We start from the raw sequence: 13,617 nt of genomic DNA, 5'->3' as shown, positions 1-13,617 counted from the left end.
GTGTGGACGGGAGGGGAAACTCCCTCGCTCCAGGTGAAGTGGGCGTAGACCTTGCCGTCCTTGACCCGGATGGCCACGTTGTAGGGGAAGGAGGCGTAGGCCCTCTGGAGCAGGGCCTTCAGGTGGGGGTGGGAGGTCTGGACCAGGGCACGGACATAAGCGCCGTTTCCCAGGTTGACCCGGAGCCAGAGGGCACCGTCCCCGGGTTCCAAACGCAGGTTGGCGTTGCCCTTCTTGGCGGCGTCACCCCGGGAGTAGAGGAAGCCTTGCCTCCTTTCCTTCCACGCCCGCTTGAGGGCTAGAAGCGCTTTACCTGATAGGTGTCCCCGTGTGAGTTGCTCAAAGAGCTTTCTGCCCCCGAAGACCACCTTGCGGGGGTCTTGGCCCAGTTCCCGGGCAGAGTCCAGGGCGGCCTGGGCCTTTTCTATGGCCCCATCGGCGTAGCGGGTGTTGAGGCCGAAGAGCCTGCAGAGGGGACTATCCTCGCCGCTTGAGCTCTTTCCGATCCCGCCCTTCCAGGAGGCGTTGGTAGGCGAACCTCGTGGCGCTGGAGAAGCGGCGCATGAGGTCCAGGACGGCCTGTTCGTCTACCTTCTTGAGAAAGACCAGGCAGGCGTGGACGCCGAGGAAGAGCTTCGGGGCTTTGGCCTCGGGCATCCTTGGGTTCATTTTACCCCCTTTCGCCTCTTTCGCCGCCCTCCGTGAAGTCTTGCGCTTTTGGATGAACCGGGAACGAGAAAGAGGAAGCGTGCGGATTTGTGGGCTGTTTTTCAGCTGTTTGCACCTCCTAATGGCCCTTTTGGCCTGGGGCCTGGCGGAGGCGGTGGACCGGATAGTATGGCGGAAGGAGGGGAGATGAAGGCCAAAGACCTCATGGTGAGCCCCGTGGTCAGCGTCCCCCTGGGGACCAATCTGGAGGAAGTGGCCCGGCTCATGGTGGAAAGGCGCATCGGGAGCGTTTTGGTGGTGGATGGGGAGGGGAGGCTTGTGGGCATCGTCACCGAGAGCGACTTCTTGAAGGAGAGGGGCATTCCCTTTTCCACCTTCCGCGCCCCCATGCTCCTGGGCCGCTTCCTCAACGGGGATCAGCTGGAAAGGCTCCTCCAGGAGGCCCGTACCACCAAGGTGGAGGAGATCATGACCTCTCCCGTGCACGCCGTGGGCCTCGAGGCTCCCCTGAAGGAGGTCCTGGACCTCATGCTCACCTACGACATCAACCACGTGCCGGCGGTGGACGAGGCGGGGAGGCCCGTGGGCATCATCTCCCGCTTTGACCTCCTGAAGCCCTTACAGGCCCAGGTATGACGCTCCTGGCCTTCCTGGGGGTAGCCCTGCTAGTGGTCCTGGCGGGGCACCGGGTGGCCTTCTACGGGGATGTGTTGGCGGAGAAAACCCGGATGGGGCGGAGCCTGGTGGGGCTATTCCTGGTGGCGGCCACCACGAGCCTTCCCGAGCTTTTCAGCAGCACCAGCGCCCTGCTCCAGGATCTGCCCGACATCGCTGTGGGGAACCTCCTGGGGGCCAGCATGGTGAACTTCCTCCTCCTGGTCTTCGTGGATGCCTTCCATCCCCACCCCGTGACCGCCCGCGCCAGCCAGAAGCACGCCCTGAGCCTAGGGCTGGCCGTCCTCCTTCTGGCTATGGTGGGCCTTGGCCTCTTTAGGGAGGTGGGCCTGGGGCGGGTGGGCCTCATGGCCTTGCTTCTCTTTCCCCTTTACGCCCTGGCCCTTTGGCTTTCCTTCCGCTACGCCCGGCGCTTTCCCCGGGAGGAGGCCCAGGAAGAAGCCTACGCCCACATCCCCCTGCGGCTGGCCTTGGCCCGCTACGGGGTGGGGGCTTTGGTCCTGGTGGCGGCGGCCACGGTCCTGCCTGTTCTGGCGGACCGCCTGGCCCAGGAGACCGCCTTGGGGGATGCCTGGGTGGGCACCTTTCTGGTGGCCCTGGTCACCACCCTGCCGGAGGCCACGGTAATGATGGCGGCGGCCCGGATGGGAGCCGTGGACCTGGCTGTGGGCAACGCCGTGGGAAGCACCCTTTTCAACACCTTTCTCCTGGGGGTGGGGGATCTGGTCTACCCCATACCCCTCCTGGAGGTGGCGGCCAAGGGGCATGCGGCCACGGTCTTTGTCCTTCAGGCCATGGCTGGGGTGGTCCTGGTGAGCCTCATGTACCGCAGCCTGCGCAAGTTATGGGTCCTCTCCTACGACAACTGGGCGGTGCTTTTTCTCTACTTCTTGGCCATGGCCTATGGGCTTGTCCTGCGGTGAGGCACCAGAAGGACGGGCTTGGGGCTTTTCCGGACCACTTCCTGGGCTACGCTTCCCAGAAGGAGCCGGTCCAGCCCGGTGCGCCCGTGGGTGCCCATGACGATCAGGTCGTGCTTTTCCGCCTCCTTCAGGATGACCTCCGCCGCCCGGCCCTCCAGGAGGTGGGCCTCAAAGGGGACCGTGAGCTCCTCGGCCATCCGGGTGGCCTGGTCCAAAGCGGCCAGGCCCTCCCGGCGCAGGTCCTCCACCAGTTCCCGGTAGTAGGGCAGGGTCTCGGGGCCCAGGAGGAGCTTGGGCCCTAGGGGCTCCAGGGCATAGAGGAAGGCCACCCTGGCTTTCAGCGCTTTGGCCAGTCTGAGGCCCTCCTGAAGTCCCGCCTCCGCCGCCTCGCTGCCGTCGGTGGGTAAAAGTAGGCTCCAGTACACGCCTCACCCCTCTATGACCACCGGCAGGATCATGGGGTCCCGGCCTGTGGCCTTCTTCAGGAACTTTTTCACCGGGTAGTAGATGTCGTCCCGGATGCGCTCTAGGGGCTTCTTTTCCCGGATGCCGGCCAGGAGGGCCTCGAGGGCCATCCGCCGTACCTCGCCAAGAAGCTTCTCCCCGGCCTTCACGAAGCCCCGGGAGACCACCTCCACCACCGGGTCTTCCCCCGCCAGGGCGGTGATGACCACCAGGCCCTCCTCGGCCATGTGGCGGCGGTCGGCCAGGATCTCCTCGGTGATGTCCCCCACCCCCAGGCCGTCCACGTAAAGGACCCCGTGGGGCACGGTGCCCACCTTCTCAAAGGTGTGGGGCGTGAGGCGGTAGATGGCCCCGTTTTCCCCGATCAGGGTCTTCTCCGGGGGGCGGCTCATGCTCTCCGCCAGCCACTTGAAGTTGGTCTGGTGGCGCACCTCCCCGTGCCAGGGCAGGAAGAACCTGGGCGTGGTGAGGTTCAGGATCAGCTTGAGCTCCTCCTGGGAGGCGTGGCCCGAGGCGTGGACCTTGTAGGTGGGGGGGTAGAGGACGTAGGCCCCCAGAGCGTAGAGGCGATTGATGACCCGGTTCACCGCCTCCTCGTTGCCGGGGATGGGGCTGGAGGAGAGGATCACCGTGTCGCCGGGCTTGATGGCCATCCGGGAGTGCCCCTCAAAGGCCAGCCGGTGGAGGACCGACATGGGCTGGCCCTGGCTTCCCGTGGCCAGGATCAGGACCTGGTGGTCGGGGAGGTCCATGACCTCCTCGAGGGCGTAGAGGCGGTCCTTCACCTTCAGGTAGCCCAGCTCCATGGCGATGCGGCTGAACTTGACCATGCTCCGCCCCTCCATGGCCACCTTCCGCCCGTACTTCTCCGCGGCCCAGATCACCGACTGGATGCGGTGGATGTGGCTGGCGAAGGTGGTCACGAAGACCCTTCCCGGGGCGCGGCCGATCACCCGGTCCAGCTCCTTGGCGATCTCCATCTCGCTGGGGGTGTAGCCGGGCCTTTCGGCGTTGGTGGAGTCGGCGATGAGGAGCAAGACCCCCTCGGCCCCCGCCTGGGCCACCTTGGCCAGGTGGGAGACCTTGCCGTCAATGGGGGTGGCGTCCAGCTTGAAGTCCCCGGTGTGGACGATGGTGCCGATGGGGGTGCGGATCACCAGCCCCGAGTTGTCGGGGATGGAATGGGTCATGCGGAAGAGGTCTAGGGTGAAGTACCGCCCCACCTGGATGCGGTCGTCGGGGGAGATCTCCTTCAGGTTGAAGCTCCCGGGCCTCAGGCCGAACTCCTCCAGCTTGCCCTTTAAAAGCCCCAGGGTGAGCCTGGCGCCGTAGATGGGCACCTGGCTCTCCTTGCCGAATACCATGGGCAGGATGAAGGGAAGCCCCCCGATGTGGTCTTCGTGGCCGTGGGTGAGCACCCAGGCCTTGATGCGGTGGCGGTTTTCTATGAGGAAGTCCACCCGGGGGATGAGGAGGTCCACCCCCGGCATCCCCTCCTCGGGGAAGGCCAGGCCTCCGTCCAGGACGAACATCTCGTCCCGGTAGCGGAAGACGGTGATGTTCTTGCCGATCTCCCCCATCCCCCCTAAGGGGATGATCTCCACCGGGTCTGAAGCCCCTTGGGGCAGAGAAGCCCCCTCCTGGGGGCGCCTGCGCCTTCTACGCCTCGGTTTCCTCTCTGGGGTTTCCATATGCCTCCTTTTTCCCGGACGGGCCGGGATCGCCTAACCCCCCTCGAGGCTAGCGCCGCCTCGGGGGAATCTTGCCTTCCAGCTCGGGGCGGATCAGGTCAATCTTGCCCTTCTCGTCTATGCGGTGGACCTTGACCTTGATCACGTCCCCCACCTTGAGGTGGTCCTCCACCCGCTTCACCCGGCCCGGGGCGATCTGGCTGATGTGGAGAAGCCCTTCCGTGCCCGGGAAGAGGCTGATGAAAGCCCCGAAGGGGGTGATCCTGGTGACGGTGCCCTCGTAGATCTCCCCCACCTTGGCCTCGCGGGTGAGCTCCTCTATGCGGGCCTTGGCCTTCTCCGCCTTCTCCGTGTCGCTGGAGTAAATGCGGATGGTGCCGTCCTCCTCTATGTCCACCTCCACGCCCAGCTCCTCCAGGGCCCGGACGTTCTTGCCCCCAGGGCCGATGACGATCCCGATCTTATCCACCGGCACCTTGAGGCTGAGGATGCGGGGGGCAAAGGGCTTGAGGCTTGGGCGGGGTGCGGGGAGGACCATCTCCATGAGGTCCAGGATCTTCAGCCTGGCCTCCCGGGCCTGGAGGAGGGCCTCCTTGAGGACCTCCCGGGGGAGGCCGCCCACCTTGTTGTCCATCTGCAGGGCGGTGACCCCCTGGCGGGTTCCCGCCACCTTGAAGTCCATGTCCCCCAGGGCGTCTTCCAGCCCCAGGATGTCGGTGAGGATCACGGCCTTCTCGTTCTCCCACACCAGGCCCATGGCCACCCCGGCCACCGGGGCCTTGACGGGCACCCCAGCGTCCATGAGGGCCAGGCTCCCGGCGCAGACCGTGGCCATGGAGCTACTGCCGTTGGACTCCAGGACGTCCCCCACCACCCGGATGGTGTAGGGGAAGGCTTCCTGGGAGGGGAGGACCGCCCTCAGGGCCCGCTTGGCCAGGTTGCCGTGGCCCACCTCCCGGCGGGACACCCCTCTGAGGCGCTTGACCTCCCCGGTGGAGAAGGGGGGGAAGTTGTAGTGGACCAGGAAGGGGTCGGTCTCGTCAATACCCAGGTCGTCAATGATCTGCTCGTCGCGGCCCGTGCCCAGGGTCACCGTGCCCAGGACCTGGGTCTCCCCCCGGGTGAAGACGGCGGAGCCGTGGGCCCTGGGTAGCACGTCCACCTCAATCCAGATGGGCCTCAGGTCCTTGGGCCCGCGCCCGTCGGCCCGCTTACCCTCTTCCAGGACGAGCCGCCTCAGCTCCCGGCGCACGATCTCGTCAAAGGCGCTCTCGTAAAGAGGCTTCTTGCTCTCGTCAGGGGCGCCGTCTTCCAGCCTGGGCAGGGCCTCGAGGATGAGGCTCTCGGCGAAGGCCGAAAGGGCCCGGCTCCTTTCCCCCTTGCTGGCGGTCTGGAGCACCTGGGAGAGCCCCTTTTCCAGGGCCAGGCGGTAGAGGGCTTCTTTCTCCTCCTCCGGGAGGGTTTCCGGCGGGGTCCAGGCCATCTTGGGCTTGCCCAGCTCCCGGGCCATCCGCTCCTGGAGGTCCAGGATGGGCTGCATCTCCCAATGGGCGAACTCCAGGGCCTGGACCAGGGTCTCCTCGTCCACCTCCTGGGCCCCGGCCTCCACCATGAGGATGGCGTCCCGGCTCCCCGCCACCACCAGGTCCAAGGCGCTTTCCTCTAGCTCTTGAAGCGTGGGGTTCAGGACCAGCTGGCCCCCCAGGAGGCCCACCCGCACCGAGGCCACCGGCCCCTCCCAGGGGATGTCGGAGAGCATGAGGGCGGCGCTGGCCGCTATGGGCCCCAGGATGTCGGGCGGGTTCTTCTGGTCGGCGGAGAGGACGGTGACGATGACCTGCACCTCGTGGCGGAAGCCCTTGGGGAAGAGGGGACGGATAGGCCGGTCCGTCATCCGGGCGGAGAGGATGGCCTTCTCCCCGGGACGGCCCTCCCGGCGCATGAAGCTCCCCGGGATCTTGCCCACGGCGTAGTGCCTCTCCTCAAACTCCACCGTGAGGGGCAGGAAGTCCGCCTCTATGGGCTCGTCCGAGGCCTGGGCCGTGGCCAGGACCACGGTGTCCCCGTAGCGCACCAGGACCGAACCCGAGGCCTGCTTGGCGTACTTGCCGGTCTCCAGGACCAGCGTCCTGCCGGCGATCTCCGTCTCGTAGCGGCAACTGGGTGGGGTGTTGGGTGTGGCCTCTGGCATGGCATCCCTCAAAGGAAAGGCGGAGCCCTAAGGCCCCGCCCCCGACCTAAGCCCCAGCTTACTTCCTGAGCCCCAACTTCTCAACCAGGGCCTGGTACCTCTCCGGGTCCTCGCGTTCCAGGTAGCGGAGAAGCCTCCGCCGCTTTCCCACCAGCATCAAGAGGCCCCGGTGGGAGTGGTGGTCGTGCTTGTGCGCCTTGAGGTGCTCGGAAAGGCGGTTGATGCGCAGGGTGAGCAGGGCCACCTGCACCTCGGTGCTGCCGGTGTCGCCCGGGAAGCGGGCGAACTCCTCCATGACCTTCTGCTTCTCTTCCTTGGTGATGGGCATCTTTTCCTCCGTCAGGGGGGAAGGCGCTTCTTGCCCCTTCCTCCTCAAAGGCCCTAAGGGCCTCCCTCAGGATAGGGGGGCCGCCTCCTTTCGTCAACGAGGAAGAGGCCGAGGGCCAAAAGGGCCAGCCCCGCCCCCGCCAAAAAGGCCGCCCGGGCCCCCAGGGCCTGCCAGAGGAGGCCGAAGAGGAGGCTTGCGGGCAGGAGGAGGAGGCCCATGAGGGTGTGGTAAAGGCCGATGGCGCTGGCCTTTTCCTCCGGTGGGACCAAGGTGGCCAGATAGGCCCGGCTTGAGCCCTCAAAGGCGGCGGAGTAAAGGGCGTAAAGGAGGAGGAAGGCCACCCCCAGGCCGGCCGAGGTAGCCAGGGCGAAGCCCAGGTAGACCAGGGCGTAAAGGCCAAACCCCAGGGCTACCACCCGCCTCAGGCCCACCCGGTCCGCGAGGCTACCGAAGGGGTAGGCCAAAAGGGCGTAGGCCAGGTTGTAAAGGGTGTAGGCCAGGGTCACCTGCCCTTCGGAGAGGCCCAGGTCCTTTAGGCGAAGGAGGAGGAAGGCGTTGGAGGAGAGGGCCAGGGTGAAGACCCCGGAGACCAAAAGGAAGCGGCGGTAGCCCCGGCCCATGCGGGAAAGGCGCAAGGGGGGTAAGGGCCTGGGGGGCTTGGGCGACTCCCTTAGAAAAAGGAGAATGAGGGCCGCCATAAGGGCGGGGAGGGCGGAGAGCCAGAAGACCCCCCGCACGCCCAAAAGGGGCAGGAGCAAAAAGGCCAGGAAGGGGCCCAGGGTGGCCCCTAGGGTGTCCAGGCCCCGGTGGAGGCCGTAGGCCCGGCCCAGGGCCTCCTGGGAGACGCTCTCGGCGATGAGGGCGTCCCGGGGGGCTGTTCTTAGCCCTTTGCCCGTCCGGTCCAGGAAGCGGTAGAGGAGGACGTGCCAGGGGCTTTGCGCCAGGGCCAGGATGGGGCGGAAGAGGGCGGGGAGGCCGTAGCCCAGAAGGAGGAAGGGCCGCCTCCTGCCTATGCGGTCGGAGAGCCTTCCCCCCACCACCTTGAAGAGGCTCGCCGTGGCCTCGGCCACGCCCTCCACCAGGCCGATGGCCGTGGGGGTGGCCCCGAGGCCGGCCAGGAAGAGGGGAAGGAGGGGGTAGACCATCTCGCTGGCCACGTCCATGAGGAAGCTGACCAAGCCGAGGAGGTAGACAAGGGGAGGAAGCTTCACGGGCGGTACCTCCAGAAAAGCCAGAGGAGAAGGGGCTCGGGAAGGACCATGATGAGGGAAAGGGGGTCCAGGGGAGCGGGGGCGAGGAGGGCGGGGCCCAAAGGGGTGGAGAAGGGAAGGGGAAGGGTGCGGGTGAGGAGGAAGAGGAGAAGGAGGGTGAAGGAAAGGCCCACCCCCAGGCGCCGGACCAGGGGGGCGAAGGGCGGGTCCCGGTCCGGGTACATGAAGCGGAGGGCCATGAGGGCCAGGGCGTAGGTGACCTTGAGGCTCAGGAGGATCAGGAAGAGCTGGCCGTAGAAGTAGTACTCCGACACCAGGCCGTAGCGCACGGCCTCGGCCTCGGAGATGCCCAGGGCGCTCCCGCACAGCCCCTGGCCCAGCCTTTCGGAAAGCCCCAGGCCCAGGAACTGGAGGAAGAAGGGAAGGACGGAGAGGCCAGCGATCCAGGGAAGGCCCGGGCCCGGCACAAAGCCCACGGGGTCAGTTTCCTTCATGGCGGCAAAAAGCTCAAGGGCCAGGGGTCCCTGGCCCTCGAGGCGCATCCCTTTACCAGAGCCGCCAGCCGGGCACGGGGTTTAGGTTGCCGAAGAGTTGCACCAAGGTGGGGCCGTAGGCCAGGACCACCAGGAGGACGGCCAGGGCGAACCAGAACCAGATCCGGTCCAGAAGGCGCATGGCTGGGGTGTCCCCGCCGTCCGAGAGGACCTCGGCGAAGGGCACCTCCTCGGCAGCCACCTCTGCCCGCCGTTCCCCCCTGAATAGGAGGGCGAAGAAGGCGTAGAAGAAGAGGACGATGGCCAAGAGGAGGATAATGCCCGCGAGGATGTTAAAGACCATGGGGACCGCCGCATGGGTGTAGGCGTCCGGAGCCTGGGCGATGTAGGCCCGCCGGGGCACGTTGAGGAGGCCCTGCCAGTGCATCCCTACCGCCATGACCAGCATCCCCACGAACCACAGCCACATCCCCGCGAGTCCCGCCTTGCGGATGCCCTCGGTCAGGGGCTTGCCCGTGAGCTGGGGCACTAGCCAGAAGACCGCCCCCATCATGGTCATGGTCACCAGGGTGCCCACCTGGAGGTGGAAGTGGCCGGGCACCCAAGTGGTGTTGTGGATCACGTAGTTCAGGGTGTAGCTGGCGTTCACGATGCCCCCCGCCCCACCAGGGATGAAGGCGATGAGGCCCAGCACCGGGGCCACGAAGGCGGGGTTGTCCCAGGGCAGGGCCTTGATCCAGCCAAAAAGGCCCTTCCCGCCCCGCATCCGCCCGGCCAGCTCCAGGCTGGCGGCCACGGTGAAGGCGGTGATCAGGCTGGGCACGGCCACGAAAAGGGTCAGGACCGCATGGACGAACTTCCAGGTGGGGGTGATCCCGGGGTCGGCGTACTGGTGGTGGAAGCCCACGGGCACGGAGAAGAGGAGGAAGAGGAGGAAGACCACCCGGGCCAGGGGATCGGAGATGAGCTTGCCCCCCGCCAGCTTAGGCAGGACCAGGTAGAGGAGGGCGTAGGCGGGGAGGAGCCAGAAGTAGACGATGGGGTGGCCGGTGTACCAGAAGAGGGTCCGGGCCAGAAGGGGGTCCACCCCCTGGACGAGGCCCAGGGACCAGGGGATGAGCAGGAAGACGCTTTCCACCACCAACCCCAAGGAGGCCAGGAGCCACATGAGCCAGAAGGTGACCGCCATGTAGGTGGCCAAGGGGGTGATGCGCTCCGGGTGATGCTGCTTGAAGCGCAGCCACATCCCGATGACCAAGAGGCCCACCACCAGGCTAGCGGCCACAAAGACTGTGGCCCCCACGTAGAAAGCCCAGTGGCCTTTCAGGGGGGGATAGAAGGTGTAGAGGACGGTGGCCTCGTTGGCCAGAAGGGGCAGGGCGGCTACCAGGAGGCCCAGGAAGGCCATCCACCAGGCCACCCACCCCCAGGTGAGGTTGGGGCGGACCCCATAGGCCCTAAGCTCCCTGGCGGGGAGGTAGAACATGACCGCCATGGCCAAAAGCTGGGTGAAGACGATGGCGTTCAAGACCCCGTGCAGGGTGAGGCCCTGGTAGTAGGACTGGACGAAGGGGAGGAGGCGCTTCAGCAAGGGGTAGGCGTCCACGTTCCCGTAGTTCAGGGCTTGGAAGGGGCCGAAGAGGCTTCCCACAAGGAGGGCCACGAAGCCCAGGACCAAGTAGTAGAGGGTGAGCTTCTTCTCGGGGTTTTCTGCGTAGACTTGGGGAAAAGATTTCACCGCCATCTTACTCCTCCACCACAATCTTTCCAAACATCAGGTGGTGCCCTACGCCGCAGTACTGGTTGCAGATGATCCGGTACTCCCCGGCCTTTCGGAAGGTGTGGCGGACGGTGGTCACCTCGCCGGGGAGGACCTCCACGTTGACGTTGGTGCCCTCAATGTGGAAGCCGTGGATCACATCGGGGCTGGTGGCCTTGAAGACGATCTCCGCCCCCTTGGGGACCACGATGGGGTTGGGCTGGTACCCGAAGGAGAAGGCCAGGACGTACACGGTGTACTGGTTGGGTCCCGTCTGCACCACGGCCTTGGCCGGGTCCGCCCAGGGGCCCTCGCTCCGGACCTTGGTGGGGTCCACCCGCTCCAGCTGGCCCACGGGGATCACTCCCCGGAGGCCGTGGTTGGCCAGGGTGAAGGCGATAATGGCCGCGAAGAGGAGAACGGTGAAGACGGAGAAGGCGATCCACTTCTTCTCGTAAGCCAGAAGGGCTTTTTTGAGTTGGGCTTCCCGCTCGGTCATGGCTACCCCCTAGCCAGGAAAACGGCCAATACCCCGAACCAGAAGACGAGGATCACGAGGGCCAAAATCGCCACCACACCTAAGGCGCCTACCGGTTTTTCCTCCATACCCTTCCTCCCTTACGGCCGGTTGCCGTATACGGGGCCCATGGTAGCTAAAGCTGGGCCTGGGCGCAAAGTACATTTGTCCCTACTGGATACCCGGGTAGGGTAGGACATTTGTCCCTTGTAAAAGGGAAAGCGGGGGCCTCGAGGCCCCCGCCCCCAAAAGGCCCCTCAGGTGGCGCTCCCCACCCGGGCCAGGACCAGCCGGCTCACCTCCTTCAAGGTCTCAAAGACCCCCTTGCCCTCGGTGGCCACCGCCTCAAAGACGGGGAAGCGCCCCTCGGGGTCCACCACGGCCCGCACCATGTCCACGGGCAGGGCGTCGGGCAGGTCCCGCTTGTTGACCTGGAGCACCACCGGGAGGTCCTCCACCTTGAGGCCGTACTCCGCCAGGTTTTCCCGCATGTTGCGCATGCTCTCGGCGTTGGCCCGGAGGCGGTTGGGGGCCGAGTCGGCCACAAAGACGATGCCGTCCACACCCCTCAGGATCAGCTTGCGGCTGGCGTTGTAAAAGACCTGGCCGGGGACGGTGTAGAGGTGGAAGCGGGTCTTGAAGCCCTTCACCTCCCCCAGATCCAAAGGCAGGAAGTCAAAGAAGAGGGTGCGCTCGTCCTCGGTGGCCAGGGAGACCATCTCTCCCTTGCGCCCCTCAGGGATCCTGCCGTAAATCCACTTGAGGTTGGTGGTCTTCCCCGAAAGCCCGGGACCGTAGTAGACGATCTTGAAGTTGATCTCGCGGTTGGCGAAGTTGATGGTGCTCATGCTAGTTGCCGAAAAGCTCGTCCAGAAGGGCCTTGGCCCCTTCCCGGTACTCCGTGTCCAGGTGGAGCTTGGGCGGGTTGGCTATGGCCTCCTCGGCGATCCTGGCCAGGGTCTCCGCCGCCCGCTTGCCGTGGAGCTTGACCTTGCCCAAGGGGGCGTTCTCGTCAAAAACCAGGAGGAGGAGGGCGTGCTCCCCGGCCTCGTCCACGTAGAGGCCCATGTGTTCGCCCTGGTGCACCACCTCCTGGAAGCGGGCTTCCCCCAGGAGCTTGGCCAGGGCCTGGGTGGCGGCGGCGTTGCCCGCCACCAGGGTGGCCAGGGAGTCCAGAGGCGGGGGCTTGGGGGCCCAGAGGGCCTCCTTGTGGGCCAGGACGAAGCCCTTGCGGTCTATGAAGAGGGCGTAGCGGGCCCCGGTTTCCCGGAGGGTCTCTTCCAAGACCCCCATGGCCCGCTCGTAGAGGGCCCCGTAAAGGACCAGGGAAGGTTCCACCATAGTATGCTCAGTCTACCATGAAGGGCTTTTTGGAGGAGGCCAAGGCGCTTTTGGCGGAGCTCATCGCCCTGCCCACGGTGAGCGCCGAGGGGCGGGCCCTTAGGGAGGGCGCGGAGAAGGTGGCCGAGGTCCTTCGGGGCCTGGGGCTTTCCGCCTCTTTGCACGAGGGGTATGGCCCCCCGGTGGTCTACGCCGAGGGCGGGGTAGGGGAGAGGACCCTGCTCTTTTACAACCACTACGACGTCCAGCCCCCGGACCCCTTGGACCTGTGGGAAACGGACCCCTTCACCCTGGTGGAGCGGGACGGGGCCTGGTACGGCCGGGGGGCCCACGACGACAAGGGGGAGCTGGTGGCCCGGGTCGTGGCCCTCAGGCTTTTCCGGGAAAAGCACGGCTTCCTGCCCCGGGTCAAGTTTGTGGTGGAGGGGGAGGAGGAGGTGGGTAGCCCGCACCTCGCCGACTATGTGGCCGATAAGCGGGACCTCCTCCAGGCCGAGGCCATCCTCTGGGAGGCGGGGGGCGTGGACGCTAAGGGGCGGCCCTACCTCTACGCCGGCCTGAAGGGCATCGTGGCCCTGGAGCTTCGGGTGCGGACGGCGGCCTTTGACCTCCACTCCTCCTACGGGGCCGTGGTGGAAAACCCCATCTACCGCCTCTCCTTGGCCCTGGCCTCCCTGAGGGACGAGGAGGGAAGGGTCCTGATCCCGGGCTTTTACGACCGGGTCCGCCCCCTCACCCCGCCGGAGGTGGAGGTTCTGGCCTCCATCCCCGACGAGTCCGAAGCCCTCAAGGAGGCCTTTGGGGTGAGGGACTTTCTGGGCGGGGCCAGGAACCTGGAGTTCCACCAGCGCCTCTACGCCGAGCCCTGCGTGAACTTTAACGGCTTCCACTCGGGCTACGGGGGGCCCGGTTCCAAGACCGTCCTCCCCGCCGAGGCCGTGGCCAAGCTGGACTTCCGCCTGGTGCCGGACCAGGACCCGGAGGAGATCCCGGGACTGCTCAAGGTCCACCTCGAGGCCCGGGGCCTCCACGACGTGGAGGTGGTGGTCCTGGAGAAGGGGGAGCGCCCGGCCCGCTCGGACCTGGCCCACCCCTTCGTGGGCTTGGCCAAGGCGGCTTTGGAGGAGGCCTTTGGGGAGAAGGCCGTCCTCTACCCCAACATGGCGGGCTCGGGGCCCATGCACCCCTTCCTCCACCACTTGAAGGCCCCGGCCGTGGGCCTCGGCGTGGGCTACCCGGGGAGCCGGGTCCATAGTCCCAACGAGCACATCCGCATCCGGGACTTTGAGCGGGGAACCCTGGCCATCCTTCGCCTTCTGGAGCGCTTCTTCGGCGTTTAATACCACCCCATGC

The 13,617-nt window shown here is 66.3% G+C and carries 14 protein-coding genes and 1 pseudogene; 3 read left to right on the top strand and 12 right to left on the bottom strand.

Annotated features, from left to right (window positions below; genetic code table 11):
• Nucleotides 1–669: pseudogene (locus tag BVI061214_RS14220) on the bottom strand (IS200/IS605 family accessory protein TnpB-related protein); the annotation flags it as partial.
• Between the two features lie 186 nt (nt 670–855).
• Here BVI061214_RS14220 and BVI061214_RS10595 point away from each other — a divergent pair.
• Both BVI061214_RS10595 and BVI061214_RS10590 read left to right on the top strand, forming a co-directional pair.
• Nucleotides 856–1,305, top strand: a complete 450-nt coding sequence (locus BVI061214_RS10595) for a CBS domain-containing protein (RefSeq protein WP_156303258.1) — start codon at nt 856–858, stop codon at nt 1,303–1,305.
• Complete coding sequence (locus tag BVI061214_RS10590; RefSeq protein WP_053768349.1) at nt 1,302–2,267, top strand: sodium:calcium antiporter; 966 nt, start codon at nt 1,302–1,304, stop codon at nt 2,265–2,267. The genes BVI061214_RS10595 and BVI061214_RS10590 overlap by 4 nt, the downstream gene beginning before the upstream one ends.
• On the opposite strand, the gene BVI061214_RS10585 is transcribed toward BVI061214_RS10590, so the two are convergent.
• The 11 genes from BVI061214_RS10585 to mglB all read right to left on the bottom strand — a co-directional run bounded on the left by BVI061214_RS10585 (nt 2,246) and on the right by mglB (nt 12,264).
• Nucleotides 2,246–2,692 (bottom strand): universal stress protein, encoded by a 447-nt coding sequence (locus BVI061214_RS10585; RefSeq protein WP_053768348.1) that lies wholly within the window; start codon nt 2,690–2,692, stop codon nt 2,246–2,248. The genes BVI061214_RS10590 and BVI061214_RS10585 overlap by 22 nt on opposite strands.
• Before the next feature lie 3 nt (nt 2,693–2,695).
• Nucleotides 2,696–4,423 (bottom strand): ribonuclease J, encoded by a 1,728-nt coding sequence (locus BVI061214_RS10580; RefSeq protein WP_003048261.1) that lies wholly within the window; start codon nt 4,421–4,423, stop codon nt 2,696–2,698.
• A 49-nt stretch (nt 4,424–4,472) separates the two neighbouring features.
• Complete coding sequence (pnp, locus tag BVI061214_RS10575) at nt 4,473–6,614, bottom strand: polyribonucleotide nucleotidyltransferase (RefSeq protein WP_053768347.1); 2,142 nt, start codon at nt 6,612–6,614, stop codon at nt 4,473–4,475.
• Nucleotides 6,615–6,672: 58 nt separating this feature from the next.
• Nucleotides 6,673–6,942 (bottom strand): 30S ribosomal protein S15, encoded by a 270-nt coding sequence (gene rpsO / locus BVI061214_RS10570; RefSeq protein WP_003048265.1) that lies wholly within the window; start codon nt 6,940–6,942, stop codon nt 6,673–6,675.
• Between the two features lie 53 nt (nt 6,943–6,995).
• Nucleotides 6,996–8,153 carry an MFS transporter gene (locus BVI061214_RS10565; protein WP_053768346.1) on the bottom strand — a complete coding sequence of 386 codons (1,158 nt, stop codon included), beginning with the start codon at nt 8,151–8,153 and terminating at the stop codon, nt 6,996–6,998.
• Nucleotides 8,150–8,647 (bottom strand): hypothetical protein, encoded by a 498-nt coding sequence (locus BVI061214_RS10560; protein ID WP_082333170.1) that lies wholly within the window; start codon nt 8,645–8,647, stop codon nt 8,150–8,152. The genes BVI061214_RS10565 and BVI061214_RS10560 overlap by 4 nt, the downstream gene beginning before the upstream one ends.
• Nucleotides 8,648–8,699: 52 nt before the next feature.
• A complete protein-coding gene (locus BVI061214_RS10555; protein WP_053768345.1) occupies nt 8,700–10,391 on the bottom strand; it encodes a cbb3-type cytochrome c oxidase subunit I in 1,692 nt (563 codons plus the stop codon).
• A 1-nt stretch (nt 10,392) separates the two neighbouring features.
• Entirely contained in the window at nt 10,393–10,905 is a 513-nt protein-coding gene (locus tag BVI061214_RS10550; protein ID WP_053768344.1) for a cytochrome c oxidase subunit II, read from the bottom strand.
• 2 nt (nt 10,906–10,907) lie between these two features.
• Nucleotides 10,908–11,012 carry a cytochrome c oxidase subunit 2A gene (locus BVI061214_RS10545; protein WP_003048276.1) on the bottom strand — a complete coding sequence of 35 codons (105 nt, stop codon included), beginning with the start codon at nt 11,010–11,012 and terminating at the stop codon, nt 10,908–10,910.
• Between the two features lie 168 nt (nt 11,013–11,180).
• Nucleotides 11,181–11,771: a GTPase MglA gene (gene mglA, locus BVI061214_RS10540; RefSeq protein ID WP_003048278.1), complete on the bottom strand. Its 591-nt coding sequence runs from the start codon at nt 11,769–11,771 to the stop codon at nt 11,181–11,183.
• 1 nt (nt 11,772) lies between these two features.
• On the bottom strand, nt 11,773–12,264 hold the full coding sequence (gene mglB, locus BVI061214_RS10535) for a GTPase-activating protein MglB (protein ID WP_053768343.1): 492 nt from the start codon (nt 12,262–12,264) through the stop codon (nt 11,773–11,775).
• Nucleotides 12,265–12,281: 17 nt separating this feature from the next.
• Between mglB and BVI061214_RS10530 the strand changes: the two genes are divergently transcribed.
• Nucleotides 12,282–13,604 carry a M20/M25/M40 family metallo-hydrolase gene (locus BVI061214_RS10530; RefSeq protein ID WP_053768342.1) on the top strand — a complete coding sequence of 441 codons (1,323 nt, stop codon included), beginning with the start codon at nt 12,282–12,284 and terminating at the stop codon, nt 13,602–13,604.
• Nucleotides 13,605–13,617 lie beyond the last annotated feature (13 nt).

Origin of the sequence: Thermus aquaticus (genome assembly GCF_001280255.1) — a bacterium.
GTDB classification, from domain to species: Bacteria; Deinococcota; Deinococci; order Deinococcales; family Thermaceae; genus Thermus; species Thermus aquaticus.
This window is presented reverse-complemented; position numbering and strand designations above follow the sequence as displayed.